The sequence below is a fragment of the Roseateles puraquae genome, assembly GCF_002205845.1.
Lineage (GTDB): Bacteria > Pseudomonadota > Gammaproteobacteria > Burkholderiales > Burkholderiaceae_C > Pelomonas > Pelomonas puraquae.
Window position 1 is genome coordinate 30845 of sequence record NZ_NISI01000019.1, and the last position, 16128, is coordinate 46972.

The 16128-nt window shown below is 65.5% G+C and carries 13 protein-coding genes; all 13 read right to left on the reverse strand.

Annotated elements, in window-relative coordinates; all coding sequences use genetic code 11:
* Window positions 1-37 precede the first annotated feature (37 nt).
* The 13 genes from CDO81_RS25875 to CDO81_RS25930 all read right to left on the reverse strand — a co-directional run bounded on the left by CDO81_RS25875 (window position 38) and on the right by CDO81_RS25930 (window position 16122).
* Window positions 38-1153 carry a hypothetical protein gene (locus CDO81_RS25875; protein ID WP_158218435.1) on the reverse strand — a complete coding sequence of 372 codons (1116 nt, stop codon included), beginning with the start codon at window positions 1151-1153 and terminating at the stop codon, window positions 38-40.
* A 32-nt stretch (window positions 1154-1185) separates the two neighbouring features.
* Complete coding sequence (locus tag CDO81_RS25880) at window positions 1186-3687, reverse strand: ABC transporter permease (RefSeq protein WP_088486150.1); 2502 nt, start codon at window positions 3685-3687, stop codon at window positions 1186-1188.
* Window positions 3684-4397 (reverse strand): ABC transporter ATP-binding protein, encoded by a 714-nt coding sequence (locus CDO81_RS25885; protein ID WP_241517165.1) that lies wholly within the window; start codon window positions 4395-4397, stop codon window positions 3684-3686. Before CDO81_RS25885 ends, CDO81_RS25880 begins: the two co-directional genes overlap by 4 nt.
* The gene (locus CDO81_RS25890; protein ID WP_088486191.1) at window positions 4394-6823 is read right to left on the reverse strand and encodes a phosphoketolase family protein; all 2430 of its coding nucleotides are present in this window, start codon (window positions 6821-6823) and stop codon (window positions 4394-4396) included. Before CDO81_RS25890 ends, CDO81_RS25885 begins: the two co-directional genes overlap by 4 nt.
* 108 nt (window positions 6824-6931) lie before the next feature.
* Entirely contained in the window at window positions 6932-7378 is a 447-nt protein-coding gene (locus CDO81_RS25895; protein ID WP_241517166.1) for a hypothetical protein, read from the reverse strand.
* Entirely contained in the window at window positions 7375-8139 is a 765-nt protein-coding gene (locus tag CDO81_RS25900) for an outer membrane lipoprotein-sorting protein (protein ID WP_088486151.1), read from the reverse strand. Before CDO81_RS25900 ends, CDO81_RS25895 begins: the two co-directional genes overlap by 4 nt.
* On the reverse strand, window positions 8136-10010 hold the full coding sequence (gene ftsH, locus CDO81_RS25905; protein ID WP_206602180.1) for an ATP-dependent zinc metalloprotease FtsH: 1875 nt from the start codon (window positions 10008-10010) through the stop codon (window positions 8136-8138). Before ftsH ends, CDO81_RS25900 begins: the two co-directional genes overlap by 4 nt.
* 128 nt (window positions 10011-10138) lie before the next feature.
* Window positions 10139-11725 carry an oleate hydratase gene (locus CDO81_RS25910; protein ID WP_088486153.1) on the reverse strand — a complete coding sequence of 529 codons (1587 nt, stop codon included), beginning with the start codon at window positions 11723-11725 and terminating at the stop codon, window positions 10139-10141.
* Window positions 11726-11771: 46 nt separating this feature from the next.
* Window positions 11772-12902 (reverse strand): acetate/propionate family kinase, encoded by a 1131-nt coding sequence (locus CDO81_RS25915; protein WP_168928277.1) that lies wholly within the window; start codon window positions 12900-12902, stop codon window positions 11772-11774.
* A gap of 11 nt (window positions 12903-12913) precedes the next feature.
* Complete coding sequence (gene fabI, locus CDO81_RS25920; RefSeq protein ID WP_088486155.1) at window positions 12914-13693, reverse strand: enoyl-ACP reductase FabI; 780 nt, start codon at window positions 13691-13693, stop codon at window positions 12914-12916.
* A 10-nt stretch (window positions 13694-13703) separates the two neighbouring features.
* Complete coding sequence (locus tag CDO81_RS27870; RefSeq protein WP_144397413.1) at window positions 13704-13922, reverse strand: hypothetical protein; 219 nt, start codon at window positions 13920-13922, stop codon at window positions 13704-13706.
* Between the two features lie 14 nt (window positions 13923-13936).
* Entirely contained in the window at window positions 13937-14422 is a 486-nt protein-coding gene (locus CDO81_RS25925; protein WP_241517167.1) for a hypothetical protein, read from the reverse strand.
* The gene (locus CDO81_RS25930; RefSeq protein WP_241517168.1) at window positions 14419-16122 is read right to left on the reverse strand and encodes a DUF3141 domain-containing protein; all 1704 of its coding nucleotides are present in this window, start codon (window positions 16120-16122) and stop codon (window positions 14419-14421) included. Before CDO81_RS25930 ends, CDO81_RS25925 begins: the two co-directional genes overlap by 4 nt.
* Between the last annotated feature and the right edge of the window lie 6 nt (window positions 16123-16128).

Genomic DNA, 16128 nt, shown 5'->3' on the forward strand with positions numbered 1-16128 from the left:
GGCAAACCGTCGGCAAGATGACGGTTTTGTCAGGGCGTCAAAAGAACCACTGAGCCTGCGCGAGGGCGGCGCCTGGCATCCGGCCGTGCTCGCTGCGGGGGCCGCCCCCGAAAGACCGCAGGCCCACGGTCAGTTCCACGTCTGCCCGCCACGACCACACCAGGCGGGTGTCGAGCCCACGGCTGCGGTCATCGACGTTGACGGCGACATAGGTCGACCATTTCAGCAATGGCGTGATGTCATAGGACGCGTACAAACCGGCGTAGCGCGTCGCCAGACTGGTGATCCGTCCTGCGCGCAGCCCGACCCAGTCGTAAGACGCGAGATCCCGGGAACCGGCCCCGTTTCCGTACAGCTCCGCGCTCAGCGTGAGCCCGTTGGCGAAGGCATAGTCAGCGCCCACCATCCACCGGCTGAATCCTGGCCCAGCCTGCGGGGTGAGCCTGGCGGCCTCCGCCCGCACGCCGGCATTGCCGATCTGGCTGGCGATGTCCGTGCCGAGAATCTTCAGCCCTGCCAGGTGCCCCCCCACGATGGAGCCGTCCACGCCCGCCATGTTGCCGTGCCACTGCAACGCCCGGTTGGCGGAACCGCGCAGGGGCGACGGGGCGTAGACAAAGGACGCACGGGCCAGCGGCCCGAGTTTCGCTTCGAGCAATGCAGCATCGACGCCCACTCGCTCCTCGCGCTCCAGCGCCAGGGGATTCACCGGATTCAGGATGTCCAGCGGACTCCAGAACCGGCCCGTTCCCCAGGCGATGCGCTGGCGTCCAAGCCGAAGATCGATGTCCCAACGGCTCAGCGTGAGTGCGCCCCGGTGCACCCAATGGCGCCCATAAACGTCGCCGCGTTCAACGTAGTTCGCATCGGCCCGCCAATACTGTGCCGGCGGCACATCCTTCTGGGCGTGGAAGTCTGTACTGTCAAGATAGCTGCCCAACAGCACTTCGTTGTCGTACTGCAGGTCGACTGCCACGCCCGGCATCAGATCACCCTTGGCTTCGATGCGCAGCCGATTCAGGTTCAGTAGGTACGGCTCCCCCGTCGAGGCCCTGGACCGCAGGCCGATGGATTTGAGGCTGCCCGACCATTCCAGGGCCCGGGCAGGCGAAGCGGCCATGCCACCGATCAGCCCGGCTGCCAGCAGGGCCACGCGCCAGCGAGTGTTGCGCGGTCGGCTCATGCTCAGCCGTGCCTGATTGCCGCACTTGGGTCGAGCCTGGCTGCACGCACCGCCGGATACAGCGACACGGCCACGCTCGCCATGAAGAGGCCGACCCCGGGGCCCACCAGGTTGCCGGCGACCAACCGCGGGTAGACGATGCCTGTCAGCCCCGGAATGGCGCTGTAGTCACGGTAGAAGCCCGACAGATCCAACCCGATGGTGCCAAACAGCGCGACAACCGCCGCACCGACCGCATAGCCGATTGCAGAGGCCACAAGCATCAACGCCACCGTTTCGTAGACCACCATGCGCACGATGGCGTCGGGTGGCGTGCCCAGGGCCATCATCACGCCGAACTCGCGCGTGCGCTCCGCCACCGCCATGAAGACGGTGTTCATGACCGCCAGCGCCACCACCAGGAAGAAGACCGCGACGATGACCGTACGGATGGAGCGGACCAGTCCAAGCATGTCGGCCACACGAGGAAGCAAGCGTGGCCACGTTGACGCGATCAGGCCCGCCTTCGCCAGCCCAGGTGCCAGGCGCGCGGCCGCAGCATCCACATCGGCACGGTCCGACAGCCGCAGATTGATTGACGAGACGCGCTGGCCAAGGCCCAGCATGCGCTGCGACGCTGCCAGCGTGACGAAGACCATCGCACCGTCGAACGCGCTGCTTTCGGTGGCGAAGATGCCGCGCACCCGGAAGGCTGCAGTACCCAGCTCGCCGGCCAACCCCGGCGCCATCAGGACCAACTTCTCGCCCAGCCGGATACCCAGCTTCTCGGCCAGGCGTCGGCCGATGACGATGTCGCGGTCCGCGCCCTGCTCCAGCGCGCGCCCTTCCACAAACGTCCGGTGCAGGATGGTGATGCCACGTTCGAGCGCCGGATCGACCCCGTACAGCAAGACTCCCAAGGACTTCGTCGCACTGGTGGCGAGGGCTTGAGCCTGCACCCGAGGTGCCGCCGCCAGGATGCCGGGCTGATCGCGCACGGCGGCCAGTGCGGCGGAACCATCGAAGGCGAGTTCCGGCGCCAGGTCGCGCCGAAGACCTTCGCGCTCGATCTGCAGATGACCGGTGACGTAGCGCGTCGAGTTGTCGACCAGCTGTTCGCCGAAGCCATCGAAGAAGCCGTAGAGGAATACGTAGGCGACGATGGCGAAGGAAGCCCCGAAGACCGTGATCGCGCTGCGCTTGCGATTGCGCAGCAGGTTGCGGCCGGCAATCCGGGCGAAAACTGGCAGGATCGACTTGCGCGAAGCACCCTGCCGCTCGCGCCGACGGCCGAAGGCTCTCTCGCCAACGCCGCGGATCGCGGCAACAGGCTCAAGCGTTGCGGCGCGAAAGGCTGGATACAGCGCCATGACCAACGCGATCAGCAGGACCAGCAGCGAAATGACCAGGCTGCGATCGGCTCGAACGACGGGATATATGACATCGGCCAGGCCAGGCATCGCTCGTAGGCCGGCCTCGAAGGCGCCCAGATCGATGCCTGCGCGCCCAAAAGCCGCCGTCGTGCCGACCCCGACGATATTGCCGAGCAGCAGACCTGCCGCTCCAAGCAACAGCGCCTCGGCGACAACGAGGCGGAACAGCATCGACTGGGTGGTGCCGAGCGCCAGCATGATGCCGAACTCGCGGGTGCGCTCGAGAACGGCCATCAGCACCGGATTGGCCACGCCGGCGGCGACCATCACGAAGAAGATCGTCAGAACGACGAAGCCCATGACCTCGTGGAAGCGGATGCTGATCGCCACCATGGGCAGCAATACAGGCCAGCCGATCACCTCGTACGCGCCGCCCGCTCGAGCGGAAAGCGACTGTTCGGCCGCGCCCATCGCGCCGCGATCGCGCAGGCGTACCGCCACCGCGGTAGCGGCATCCGGCGCGGAGAGAAACTCCCGCATCGCTGCCATGGGCATCACGGCCACGTAGCCGTCCAGGTCGTCGATCTTGGTGCGGAAAACGCCGCGAACCGGAACGCGTGCACTGGCCACAGAGCCATCGAAGGCCTGTCCCACAAGCACCAGCTCGTCTCCGGCCCGCAGCGCCAGCGCCTCGGCCATCCCCTCGCCGATCAGTACACCGCTATCTCCAGTGCCATTGAAGCCGCGGCCGTCGACGATGGCTTTGAACAGATCCGTGACACGGGCCTCCCCCGCCGTATCAACGCCGAAAGCCATGATGCCCCGAGATCGATCTGCGCGGCTCGCCAGCACAGTGGTCTCAAGACGCAGCGTCGCGGCCACCACCGAGGGGTCGGCCGTGACCTGATCCAGAAGACGTGCGCCTGTCTCGATCGCCCGGTCCAGACTGGGGTCGTCGTGGTAACCCTTCAGGTGCAGCTGAAGGTCGGCTGCAAAGTAGCGGGTGGTGTTGTTCACCATCTGCCGGTTCATGCCGTCGACGAAGCCCCACAGGAAGGTCAGCGCGGCCAGCCCAACAGCGATCGACAGCACCGTGATGACGGAGCGACGCCTGTTGCGCATCACATTGCGCGAGGCCAACGTCCAGATCATGAGACCGGCTTCCGTTCATCGGCCTCGATTCGGCCATCGCGCAGCCGGATGACGCGGCGCGCTCGCTCAACCACCATCGGATCGTGCGTCGAGAACACGAAGGTCGTGCCCTGCTCCTCGTTGATCCTGCGCATCAGGTCCATCAGGGCCGCACCGGAGGCCGAGTCGAGATTGGCCGTCGGCTCGTCCGGCAGCACGATCGCGGGCCGGGCGGCGATGGCCCGGGCCACCGCGACACGCTGCTGCTGACCACCCGACAGTTCGTTCGGCCGGCGGTGCTCCATGCCTTCAAGCCCAAGCGCATGCAGCAGCCGCAGCGCTTCGGAACGCCGCCGGCTTTCCTCCACGCCCTGCAGCAGCATCACGTACTCCACGTTCTCCAGCGCGGAGAGCACGGGCACCAGGTTGTATTCCTGGAAGACGAAGCCGATGCGGCGCAGCCGAACCTCGGCCAGCGCCTTGCGGCCGAGCGCGCCGATCTCTTGGTCTCCGATCCAGATGCGGCCGCTGGTCGGGCGGTCTAGCCCCCCGATCAGGTTGAGCAGCGTCGTCTTGCCGGAGCCCGACGGTCCGACCAGGGCGACGAAGTCGCCCTCCATGATCTGGACGCTGGTCTCGTGCAGCGCCGGAACCGGGATGCTGTCGCGCTGGTAGATCTTCGTCGCCCGGTCAGTGCGAACGATGGCTTGGCGCGTCGGCTGGGGCATCATGAGGCCGCCATCACACTGCGCGGATCACCGTCACCACGCACCGCGGCCAATTCCTCGACACCAAGAATGCTGGCCGGATCAATGCAGAGGGCATCTGCCGCCTCTGCCACGATATGCGCCCAGGTGCTGCGGTTGGCGAACAGCATGCCCGGCACATCGAGCGTGCCGCCGCGAGAGATGTAGCCCAGCGCGCGGGTCTTCCGTGGCCCGGTGTCGATGGCGCGCAGTACGCCGAGTGTCGGCTCGGGCCGCATATGGGACGCGATGATGCGCACGCCGGCCTCAGCAGGGAACAGCCGCTGCCGCGTGGCGTCGTCTGCCACGAACTCCCGCTCGCGCGCATCGCGCGGCATCCGGAAGCGGCCGGGTTCTATGACGCAGGTGACCGCCGTGCGATGCCCACGGGCGTCGAGACGCTCGGCTGCCCGCAGCGCCTGCTGAAGCTGGTAGGCACCGATCGCAATCAACAGCACGTCCGGCGCGTCGCAAGCCTTCACGACGCAAGCGCCCTGTGACACGAGACGCTCCGCCGACTCGCCAGTCAGCAGGCTCGCCATCGGCCGCTTGGGGACGACGAAGGTCCAAAGCTGGCCATGGGTGGCGTAAGCTGCGCGCAGCGCTGCTGTGGCGCTGTTGGCATCAACCGGGAACATCACGCGCGCCGTGTCGGACATCTCGCCGAGCAGCGCCTCGGCCAGCGTCGGATCCTGGTGCGATTGCTCGTTCTTGCCGTTCTCCCAGGTATGCGACGTCGCCACGGTGACGACCGACAGCCAGCCCGGGGGCACACCGGCCTCGGCCTGGTGGCGGGCAAACAGGATCTCCTGGCGCAGCGCACCGAGCATCTTGACCGCGAAGGCCTCGTAGGACACCACGAGATTGATGCCGCCCTTGTTGCCAAGCGCCGCGCTGACCACAGCCTCTTCGTTGAGAGCCGTGATCACGGCGCCGTCCACCGCCTCAGCCAGGCCGGGCTCGGGAATGAAGACGCGATGCTTCAGCAGGTCCAAGGTCTGTCCCATGCGGTTGCTGCGCAATTCGTCGGGGTTGCCGACGCGCGGGCGCAGCCGGGGATTGGCCTTGACGATGTCGACAAACGCCATGTCCAACGCCGCCATCGGCGCGACCTCGCCTCCACCGATAGCGTGCCAACGGGGCTCGGGAAACGTGGGCGCGTCGACGCACCTGTGGGCAAGCGGGTGGTCACGCTCAAGAGCCCGGTGCTGTTCTTCATGCCGGCAGAGCACGGCCAAGGCCTCGTCGAGTTCATCGGCGGGCACGAACAAGGCACGGGCACCCTCGTTGAACTGCTGCCGCGCGCACGGGTCGATGCGGGGATTGCCGTCCAGCGGCAGGTTGTGCGCGGCATTAGTCCCAGCGCCGGGAAAGCCGAATCCCTTGGGTGCCTCGGCGATCGTGTAGTGCAGCGGAACGGGATAGTGGATGCTCCCGGTCGCGACCGCTGCCGCGCAGGCTGCGAGTCTTTCCTCCATGGCATGCACGGCCCACGCGAACGCCGCCGGGTCCGTACCGTCGATCTCCATCGGGTCGAAGCCGTTCAGGCGCAAGTGCTCATGGAACCACTCCTGCCCGCCTTGCTGTTGCATCGTGCTGCGCTGCTCGATGCGCCGGCCATTCAGGATCATGAAGGGGGCGACGAAGCCGCAGTCTTCAGCTCGCCACCACCGCGGTGCCCAGTCGCTCCCGCGCTGCTCCTCGAACGCACCGTCGCTGAGGAACACCACCAGGCGCTCACCAGGCAGAGGCATGTGCACATACTGCAGTTCGGCGAAGCCGAGGTAGCCGCCCTCGGACAGGCCGCCGGCCGTGTTCGTCCCGACATGGCTGCCGAGCGGGGATGCCGGCCGGCCGGCCGCGTCGATCGCATAGCTGTAGAAGTCGCGAGCGAAACGGGTCAGGCCGCTTTCCGTGCGGTTGTAGCGCTCGGCATGGCGCGGCGTCATGTTGCCCACCAGCAGGTTGCAGGCATCAATGCCGGCCACGCAATGCCCCTGGCCCATCAGCCAGCTCCGGGTCAGGCCACTGAGTGCATTGGCCGTGAGGTAGCCGACATAGGCTGGCACGATGTTCAACGAGCCTCCGGTGTGGCCTTCGGGCGTCTCCTTGAAGTCCTCCGCCGCCAGCTCGCGCCCATCGGGATAGACGCTGGCGGCATAGGTCATGTGCACCGTCAGCCACATACCGGCAACGGTCAGGCGGTCTGCGGCCCACAACGTCCGATAGACCGCCGCGGCATTGCTCGCCTTTCCTTCGGCGACGAGAACTTGCGCGAGATCGTGAACACGAAGTTGCGTGAGCTCATTGTGGACGATGGGCCCATAGCCACGGGCCCAGCGTTCGAACTCAGCGTCGGACTCGCGAAAGCGTCGCACCCTCTCGGCGACCCAGGGAAGACTGTGATTCATGGTGAGCATCCAGGGATCCGGAAATTGAAGGGATGGCCGGCCGACGGGAATGCCGTGGCAGCACACAGGCCCGAAGGTGGCGGATCGATCATCAGAGCGGCGGACACCTCAGGCCTCCCGCCCGTACAGAGCCAAGGCGGCCAGCCAAAGCAGCACGGGCGCCAGCAGCAGCCAGCGGAAGTCGGAGTGGAGGACGAAGTTCATCACTGCCATCAGCCCCACCGTCGACAGCCCAGCCAGGGCGATCACCCATGCCGTACCCCTGGGCCGAGCGGGTAGCACGCGGCGGGCCACGAAGAATGTCAGCACGCCCGCACCTGCCATGAATCCCCCCATGACCGTGAAGACGATGCGCAGCCAGGCTTCCAGCCCGGGAGCCGTCTCCCTCAGCCGATCGAGCGATACGCCAATGAAGCGCGGATCTTCTGGCAGCAACGGGGGGCGCAGGAGAATGAAGTAGATGCCCAGGCCGACGAGCCAGGCTCCGCACAGGGTCAGAAGTCCTGCGGCGATCCGCGACGCAGGGGTCCGGCCGGGAGGTCGATGCGCGCTCATCGCTTCTGAAGATTGCGTTGGCTGAAAATCTCGTCGTCAACAGGACGGTCGAACGTGGCGTCCTTGAGCACGACGACGGTCGAATTGCCCGGCTTGGCATCCGGCCGCATCTCCCAGCGCGTCGGCAGAACCCTGTCGCCGACCTTGCGCACATCGGAGAAGGCCAGCACACGCACACGCTCGCCGCGTTCGCTGAAGTACTCCTGCTTCAGCGGCACCGCGTCGGCGCGCCGCACCCAGTAGACGATGCGCCCCCAGACCACCGCCGCTTCCGGTTTGGGCACGGCCTCGACCTGCACGACCGCCTCGCCGTCGACCTGCGTGGTCCCGACGACCCTTTGCGAGTAGTCGTCAAGGATGCTGCTCTCCTTGACGAGATCGTCGTTTGTGAAGTCGGATCCCATCCAGGGCTGCAGCATCATCGACGGTGGGATCTTGACGATGCGCTCCACGTTGGGAAGGTAGTTCCACATCTCCGCGCCGATGCGCAGCGAACCGATGCCGGCCTCCTTGGCCGGAGACACGATTCGCACGAAGGAGCGCTTGGGCCTGTCCATCCACAGACGCAGGCCCAGCGTGCGCTGCCAACGCGGTGTGGTGATCGTCATCTCGTACTCGCCCTGCACCGTGCGCCCCCAGAGCAGCTTCTCGACCCGGTCAAGGATCTCCCGCCCCTCCGAAGGCTGGGCGCGGGCACCCGCAACGGCAAGGCAGGCCAGCGCGGCACCCGCCGATCGAAGCCAGGCGCGGCGCCCGCTCACGACGCATCCCCACGAGGTGAGGCCACCGACCCGATGAGGCCGTCCAGCATCTTGCGGTCAACGACCTCCTTCTCGAGCAACAGCGCGGCCAGCGACTCGAGCGTCTCGCGGTGTGCCCCAAGCGTCTGCGTCACCCGTTCGCGGGCCTCGTCGAGCAGTTTGCGCACCTCGGCGTCGATGGCCTCGGCGGTGCGCTCGCTGAAGGTGCGCGGCTCCGGCAACGTCGGCCCGTTGAGGAACAGCGGCGCCGGACGGGCGTCGTAGGTCGCCAGGCCGAGCGCTTCGCTCATCCCATAGTGGGTCACCATGTGGCGGGCCAGATCGGTGGCGCGCTGCAGATCGTTCTCCGCACCGGTCGAGACATCGTCGAAGACCAGTTGCTCGGCCACCCGCCCGCCGAGCAGAACGTCCAGCCGGTCGAGCAATTCGCTGCGGCGCATCAGATAGCGGTCCTCGGTCGGCAACTGCTGGGTGTAGCCCAGCGCCGCGATGCCCCGCGGGATGATCGATACCTTGGCCACGCGGTCGGCGTTCTTGCGATGTTCGGCAACCAGCGCATGGCCCGCCTCGTGGTACGCGACGAACTTGCGCTCGGTCGCGTTCATCACGCGGTTCTTCTTTTCGAGGCCAGCGACGATCCGGTCCAGCGCCTCTTCGAAGTCCTGCATGTCCACCGCGTCCTTGCCACGCTTGGCGGCACGCAGCGTCGCCTCGTTGACGAGATTGGCGAGGTCAGCACCGGCAAAGCCAGGCGTGCGTGCGGCCACCGCAGTCAGATCGACGGTCGGCCCAAGCCGGACGTTCTTCACGTGCACCTGGAGGATCTGGCGTCGCCCGTTGAGGTCGGGCCGGTCCACCGCGATGTGGCGGTCGAAGCGCCCCGGACGCAGCAGCGCCGGGTCCAGCACCTCGGGGCGGTTGGTCGCGGCCAGGATGATCACGCCACGATTGGTGTCGAAGCCATCCATCTCGGCGAGCAACTGGTTCAGCGTCTGCTCATGCTCCTCGTGTCCACCTGACAAGCCGACGCCGCGGGCCTTGCCCAAGGCGTCGATCTCGTCGATGAAGACGATGCACGGCGCCTTGGCGGCTGCCTGTTCGAACAGGTCGCGCACGCGCGCGGCGCCGACGCCGACGAACATCTCGACGAACTCGGAGCCGCTGAGCGACAGGAAGGGCACGCCGGCCTCCCCGGCCACAGCCTTGGCGAGCAGCGTCTTCCCGGTACCCGGCGCGCCGACGATGAGGACGCCCTTGGGAATCTTTCCGCCCAGTCGCTTGTAGCGGTCGGGATTCTTCAGGAACTCGACCACCTCCATCAGCTCCTCGCGGGCCTCGTCGATGCCGGCCACGTCCTTGAACGTGACGCCGGTCTCGGTCTGCATGTAGACCTTGGCCTTGCTCTTGCCGATCTCCAGCATGCCGTGCCCCATGCCGCCGCCCATGCGCTTCATCAGGAGCCACCAGATACCAAAGAACACCAACGCTGGCGCCACCCACGAGATCAAAGCGCCGAGCCACTTGCTCTCGCGCACGCCGCCATAGCGAACCTTTGCCGCATCGAGCTGCGCCACCAGCCCCGGATCGTTCAGCAGCACGGTGGCAAAACCGTGTTCGGCACCCGAGCGCTTCAGCGCCTCGACCTTCTCCTTCGGCAGGATTTGCTCCAGCCCGTCGACCTTCAGCTTGCCCGTAGCGATGCCGTCGGCGATCACCACATCTTCGAGTTTGCCGGCTCCCAATGCCTGCTTGAACTCGCTGTAGCTGAGCGTCTGCGTATGCTGCGTCGCGAAGAACTCCTGCACCAGGATCATCCCCACGAGTGCGGCGAGCACATACCACAGCGAGAACACCTGTTTCTGGTCCATCAACCCATCTCCCTTGAAGCGACGCTGTCGCGTCCAGACCGTTTCGGCCAACAACCTTTGGCGGCCCTCCGGTAGCAGCCGCGATAGTCCGGGCGCATCACCTTCCCACCCCTCCCGACCGAACTCCGACCTCAGCCCATCAGCGTCCTGAAACTCGCCAGTGCGGCCGCCGGGTCGGCTATGCCGTGGTAGATCTGCGGAATCTCGTTGTCCAGGCCGAGCAACCCGTAGACCGCATGCATGGCGCCGCGTACCGAGTACTCGACGGTGAAGACCACATCCTCGGGAATCTCGACGTACTGTCCGAGCAACGCGAAGTTCGTGGCCCCCTCCGGAATCACCGGCGGTCGGTCGGCCTTCTCCCGTCGCTCGAACTCGCTGGTGATGTAAGGCATCATCACGGGAATCGTCGTCGTGGTCTTCTGCACTTCCTCGCGGATGTCGTCAAATCGCAGGTGATGCATCAACTCGGCCAATATCTCGCGACCCGTGGCCTGGGCCATGGTCTTGGTGATGTAGTCGCCTTTGTTGTCGACGAACAGCCCGTAGCCCCACAACGTGAAGACGTCGCTGGGCTGGCCGGCAAAGTGCGGCGGGTGCGGCACCACTATCGACATCAGCCAGCTTGAATCCTTGAAGGTCATGAGGCCTCCTGTACCTGGTGCGTTGCCGGTGAATTCCTCGATGCGACGGACGAGCGCGGGGCTGCGCATCGTCATCGTGAACGAGGCCCACTTGCTCTCGTCGACGTTGCCACAGAAGGCGTTCGGCCGCCCAAGACCGGCTGTCTTGCGGGCCATCGACTCCCAAAGCGTCCATGCGCCGTCGCGCTTGTCGCGCACGAGCTCCGGCGCATGGTCATCATCGCCATAGGTGGCATCGGCCGTCATCGACCCGATCGTGATCAGCGCCAAATCCGAAGGGCTAAGGCGGTACGTGACCAAGTCCCCGCGACGCTGCGCATGCAACGCATCAACGCGACGCTGCGCGCCTTGCTCGACGAAATCGACGTCGACAACCTTGGTCTCCAGATCGAACTCGACCCCTTGGCCACGCAGCCAGCTTTCCACAGGCCGAACGATGGCGTCGTACTGGTTGAGCGACGTCCTGCGAACACCGGCCAAGGTATGGATGCGCGGGAATTCCTGAAGAAAACGCAGCATGTATCTCTTGAGCTCGATCGCGCTGTGCCAGTTCTGGAACGCAAATGTCGTGCGCCACATCGCCCAGAAGTTCGTATCGAAGAAGTGCGGCGAGAAGCAGTCCTCGATGCGCTTCGTGTGCAGCACGCGTTCTGGTGTGGCCAGCAGCCTCATCAGCTCGAGGCGGTCCTGGAGATTGAAGCCCAGGTCGCTCGCGTCAAGGATGCGGCGGTCGCGGTCGATCAGGCGTGCCTTCGAATTCGAGCGCCACTCATCGTTGAACACCCAGGTCTGCTGCTTGACCGACTTGCTGGCATCGTCCAGGGATGGGATGCTGTCGAGCACGTTCCAGAGGCACACGTATGTCTCCTCGGTCAGCATCCGGCCGCCCCGAGAGACGAAACCCTTGACAGGGTCGCCTGATCCGTCCAACGCGCCGCCGGCAAGTGGAAGCTCCTCGATGATGCGAACGTTGCTGCCCCTGAAACCGCCATCGCGGATCAGCAGGACAGCGGCGGACAACGATCCGATTCCGCCACCAACAAGATAGGCTTTGCGGTCTTCATTGCTTTGCATGGTTTGACTCACTTTCTGAATGGAGATTTCAATCCGCAGCCCTGCGTCACAGACCCGTGCGGCGCAGCACCGACACCGTTTCGCGTGCGATGACTCGCTGCTCACGCGCCCGTACAGCCAGAACTGCGACCCGCGACTGCGGCGCCTGCAACTCGGCGGCTTCGTCGGATACACCAAAGGCTTCGTTGCGGCGCTCGTCGAGGCATATGCCAAGGAACTCCAGACCTTGAAGAATGCGCCAGCGCAATGCAGGCGAGTTCTCGCCGGCCCCGCCCGTGAAGGCAACGGCATCACAGCCGCCCATCGCCGCTGCGTAGGCTCCGATGTACTTGCGCACGCGATAGGCATGTACTTGCAGCGCCAACAGTGCTCCAGGGTTCCCAGTGCACGCAAGAGCCTCAATCTGGCGCAGATCCGCGCTGACAGCCGACAGGGCCTTCAGCCCACTGTCGTGGTAGAGCGCCGCTTCAACCTGTTCGTGATCCATGCCGAAAGTTCGCATGACGAAGCCGGGGATGCCCGGATCCAGGTCACCACTTCGACTGCCCATGACCAGCCCCTCCAAAGCCGTCATTCCCATCGACGTGTCGATGGAGCGGCCTCTTTCGATAGCGCAGACGCTCCCGCCATTGCCAAGGTGACAACTGACAATGCGCAGGTCTGCCGGATCACGCTCCAGCGTGGCGCTCACAGTCTCGAATACATGCTGATGAGACAGCCCGTGAAAGCCGTAGCGGCGCACGCCGGCATGCCGCCAGGCTTGCGGAACGGCGTAGGTCGCAGCGCGCTCAGGCATGCTTGCGTGGAAGGCCGTATCGAACACCGCCACCTGCGGCAACCCAGGCCAACGCTGGCGCGCCAAGCGAATTCCGGCCAGCGCCGCGGGGTTGTGCTGAGGCGCCAGCGGCGTAGCCAACTCAATCGCTCGCTCGACGCTCGCGTCGATCAGAGCTGCCTCGCTCAGTCTTGGCCCTCCGTGCGCGACGCGGTGGCCTACGGCTGTGATTGCAGTCACGCCCGCAGCGCGCAGCCGGCGCCCGACTTCGTCGAACGCTGCGGCATCCACGGCGGGATGCTCAATCACGGAATCTGTTACCGACACCGTCGACACGACGTCGAAGGCGGCGAACTTGAGCGTCGCGCTACCAGCGTTGAACGCGAGAATGTGCGTTGCCATCGCCCGGCCCATCAATGAAACGCCATGCCCTCGATGTGGAAGCCGGCATCTACATGCATCACCTCCCCCGTGATCGCTGACGCGTATTGGCTGGCGAGTAGCAGCGCAACACGACCGACTTCACAGCCTTCCACGACTCGTCGCTGCGGCGATCGGCGCGCAGCTTCGTCGAGCAATTCATCGAAGTGCTTAATGCCGGAGGCCGCCCGCGTCCGCACCGGACCTGCCGATATGGCGTTGACACGGATGCCGGCCGGACCGAGTTCATGCGCGAGATACCGCACCGAAGCCTCCAGCGCGGCCTTGACGGGACCCATCACGTTGTAATGCTCGACCACCTTCTCCGCTCCGTAGTAGCTCATGGTGGTGAGGCTGCCTCCATCGCGCATCAGCGGCTGGGCCAAACGAGCCATCCGGATCAGGGAATGGCATGACACCAGCATCGCCTCAGCGAATCCGGGGCCCGAGCAGTCGATGAGTCGCCCCTGCAGATCCTCTTTGCGTGCCGACGCGATGGAATGGAAGACGAAGTCGATCCGTCCCCAATGGTCGCGCAGGGCTTCGAACACGGCCTCAAGCTGGCCGTCCTCCATGACGTTGCAGGGGAGCAGCAGTGCCTGCACCTGCTCGGCGAGCGGCGCAACGAAAGGCCGAGCCTTTTCGCTGAAGTAGGTCATCGCCAATTCGGCCCCTGCGCTTCGGAAGTGCTGCGCGGCCGACCACGCCAGACTGTCGGCGTTGGCGACACCCACCACGAGACCACGTCGACCGGAGAGATCAATGATTTCCATGGACTCGCCTCTACCTGGAGGGACCATCGCCCTGATCGCCTTCGACGCGAATCAGCAGGTACAACAGCGCGACACAAACGCCGAGCAATAGCGCATGCCACCCCCAGCCCCAAGCGTGGGCACGGTGCTCGGCGAGCATGAGCGCCAGCGCGACCACAGCGAAGACCCAGAACACCAGGGCAGCCCACGCGCGTCCGGCCTGAGTTCGATTCAGTGATTGACTCTTCATGGTTTTTCCTCATCTCAGCGTTCTGCACGGTCGGGCGACCACGCAGAGAACGCAAACTCGATGTCTTCCTGGCGCTGCGCCAGGCGCACCCTGACCTTGAATCGATAAGGGTCTTCCTTGTCCATTCCGAACGCCTGCCCGTAGCTCACCTGTTCGTTGATCTTCATCGGCGCGAGGTATTTGGGCGCGGCGTCTGGGATGCCGATCTCGCTGACCTGGGTTCGAACGACGGTGTCGTCGATCCGGCGCCCCGTCGCCATGTCAAAGAGCGCCACCACCAATTGGTGAACCTCCCCGCCAGCCTTCGGCACCCCACCATGCAACTCCTCGACGTCATGCGTGTGAGCCACGACCGCAGCGGGCACCAAACCCCAGTACAGCACCACCCCGGATCGGTCGAAGCGTTGCTGAGCGGCTGAAGGTGTGCTCCACATGAGCAGGGGCAGCAGTGCGGCCACCATGCCCGCCTTGCACCGCAGTCGATACGAGCGGCCGCTCATCGCGGCTCCTTGTTTGAACTCACACTTGGGCTTGACCAGGTGGCGTAGGTTTGCGTGAACAAGGCCTCAGCCCAGAGATCCCGCTGGATTCGCCAGGCGGCCAAGGCTTCGCCGACACCTTCGGCGCCGGCGCGCTCAAGGCGGTACCAGGGGTTTTGCTCTCGCGAGGCGTCTGGCGCCCCAAACCGGCCAAGGGCTGCGGCAGCCCAAGGCATCCAAGCCAGAACGGGTATTGCGCGCTCCGACCAAGCCATCCGACTGGCGCGCATGGGGTGCAACGGGCGAAGCAGGCGCGCGACACCCGGGCTCACCGCAGCCTGAATCACCGGCGACACCCATTGCGCGTAGAGACGTTCAAGAGCCTCCGACATGGCCCTGACGCTGTCGAATCCTGCCGGCGCCGGTTCGAAGGTGAGATCCTCGATGCGTCGAGCCTCGAATCGCGCAGCAGGGGAAGCCTCGGGCGACGGGGGCGCTTCCAACACCATTTCATACAACCCCGGGGCGAGGCGCTCGATCGTCTGGGCATGATGCAGGATCGCGCGGTGCTCTCGCCGAGCAACGTTTGCAGACACGAAGATGCCGAGATGCCCGACCTCACGGTGGGTGAGATAGACGATGCGCTGCCCTGCATCGACCAGCGACTCGGTCGACGGGTAGACGGCCGGCAGCCATGCCAACGCTTGATTTGGCGGCGTGATGTTGTCGCCGAAGGAACAGAAGATGACCATCGGCGTGTGGATGCTCTTCAGATCCGCGCGACAGTGCTCGTCCACGACCACCTTTCCGTCTTCCAGCAGATTGCCGACGAACAGATCGCGCGCGATGGCAAGGATCTCCTCACGCCCAAGGAAGTAGAAGCCGTTCCACCAGCGCTCGAATTCCAGGAATCGGTCCCGCTCCACGTCGGGCTGCGCAAACAGCGTGTCGTACTTGTGAAAGATTCCCTCGGGCCGCAGGCCCTCGAAGTTCTGGACCAGCCATGCACCGTCGAAGGTGCCGCCGCCCAGGTCGGACACCCAGTGCGCGGGCCACACTCCGCCGGTGAAGCCGCCCAGCAGCCGCATTGGGTTCACACCGCGCTCGCCCGCCCAGTACGACAAAGGCGATCCGTTGAGCACCGCAAGACCTGCGCGGTGGTGGCAATGGGACAACGCCAGCGCCAGGGCCCAACCTCCTTGGCAGTTGCCATAGACAATCGGACGCCTACCGCGGTGGCGCAAAGCCACGATGTCGATGAATGAAGCCAGCGACCGGATCACCGCTCCGAGGGTCTGGCCCTCGACCGGCTCAGGGTCGAAGACGACGAAGTACACAGGATGCCCCTCCAGCAGAGCCATCCCGACTTCGGAATCGCGCTTGAAGCCGCCGATGCCGGGCCCATGTCCCGCGCGAGGGTCGACGACCATCACCGGAGCCGCGCCCTTGCGGACATGACGCTCGAGCGCATCCGTGCCGCACCGCGTCACACGGAGCAGCCGGTAGTTGCAAGGAGGCTGGAGATCGCGACCATCTGCGATCTGCTCAGATTCGAAGTGCAGCAGCGGCGGCATACCTGCCGCTTCGTGCTCGGCCATGTTGGCTGCCCGCTGCCGCAGCGTATCCGCGGTTTCGACAGACCGCCACAGCATGTCGAGCCAGTACGCCCCAAAAGAAGCGTCCGGCGCGGCATTCCCCGGCTCCTTGATGGTCGCGCTCATGTCATC

Bases quoted from the DNA above. Each gene is read 5' to 3' on its own strand.
- CDO81_RS25915 (WP_168928277.1), bottom strand. From the start codon at position 12,902: ATGGCAACGCACATTCTCGCGTTCAACGCTGGTAGCGCGACGCTCAAG.
- CDO81_RS25885 (WP_241517165.1), bottom strand. From the start codon at position 4,397: ATGATGCCCCAGCCGACGCGCCAAGCCATCGTTCGCACTGACCGGGCG.
- CDO81_RS25930 (WP_241517168.1), bottom strand. From the start codon at position 16,122: ATGAGCGCGACCATCAAGGAGCCGGGGAATGCCGCGCCGGACGCTTCT.
- CDO81_RS25925 (WP_241517167.1), bottom strand. From the start codon at position 14,422: ATGAGCGGCCGCTCGTATCGACTGCGGTGCAAGGCGGGCATGGTGGCC.
- fabI (WP_088486155.1), bottom strand. From the start codon at position 13,693: ATGGAAATCATTGATCTCTCCGGTCGACGTGGTCTCGTGGTGGGTGTC.
- CDO81_RS25910 (WP_088486153.1), bottom strand. From the start codon at position 11,725: ATGCAAAGCAATGAAGACCGCAAAGCCTATCTTGTTGGTGGCGGAATC.
- CDO81_RS27870 (WP_144397413.1), bottom strand. From the start codon at position 13,922: ATGAAGAGTCAATCACTGAATCGAACTCAGGCCGGACGCGCGTGGGCT.
- CDO81_RS25880 (WP_088486150.1), bottom strand. From the start codon at position 3,687: ATGATCTGGACGTTGGCCTCGCGCAATGTGATGCGCAACAGGCGTCGC.
- CDO81_RS25890 (WP_088486191.1), bottom strand. From the start codon at position 6,823: ATGAATCACAGTCTTCCCTGGGTCGCCGAGAGGGTGCGACGCTTTCGC.
- CDO81_RS25895 (WP_241517166.1), bottom strand. From the start codon at position 7,378: ATGAGCGCGCATCGACCTCCCGGCCGGACCCCTGCGTCGCGGATCGCC.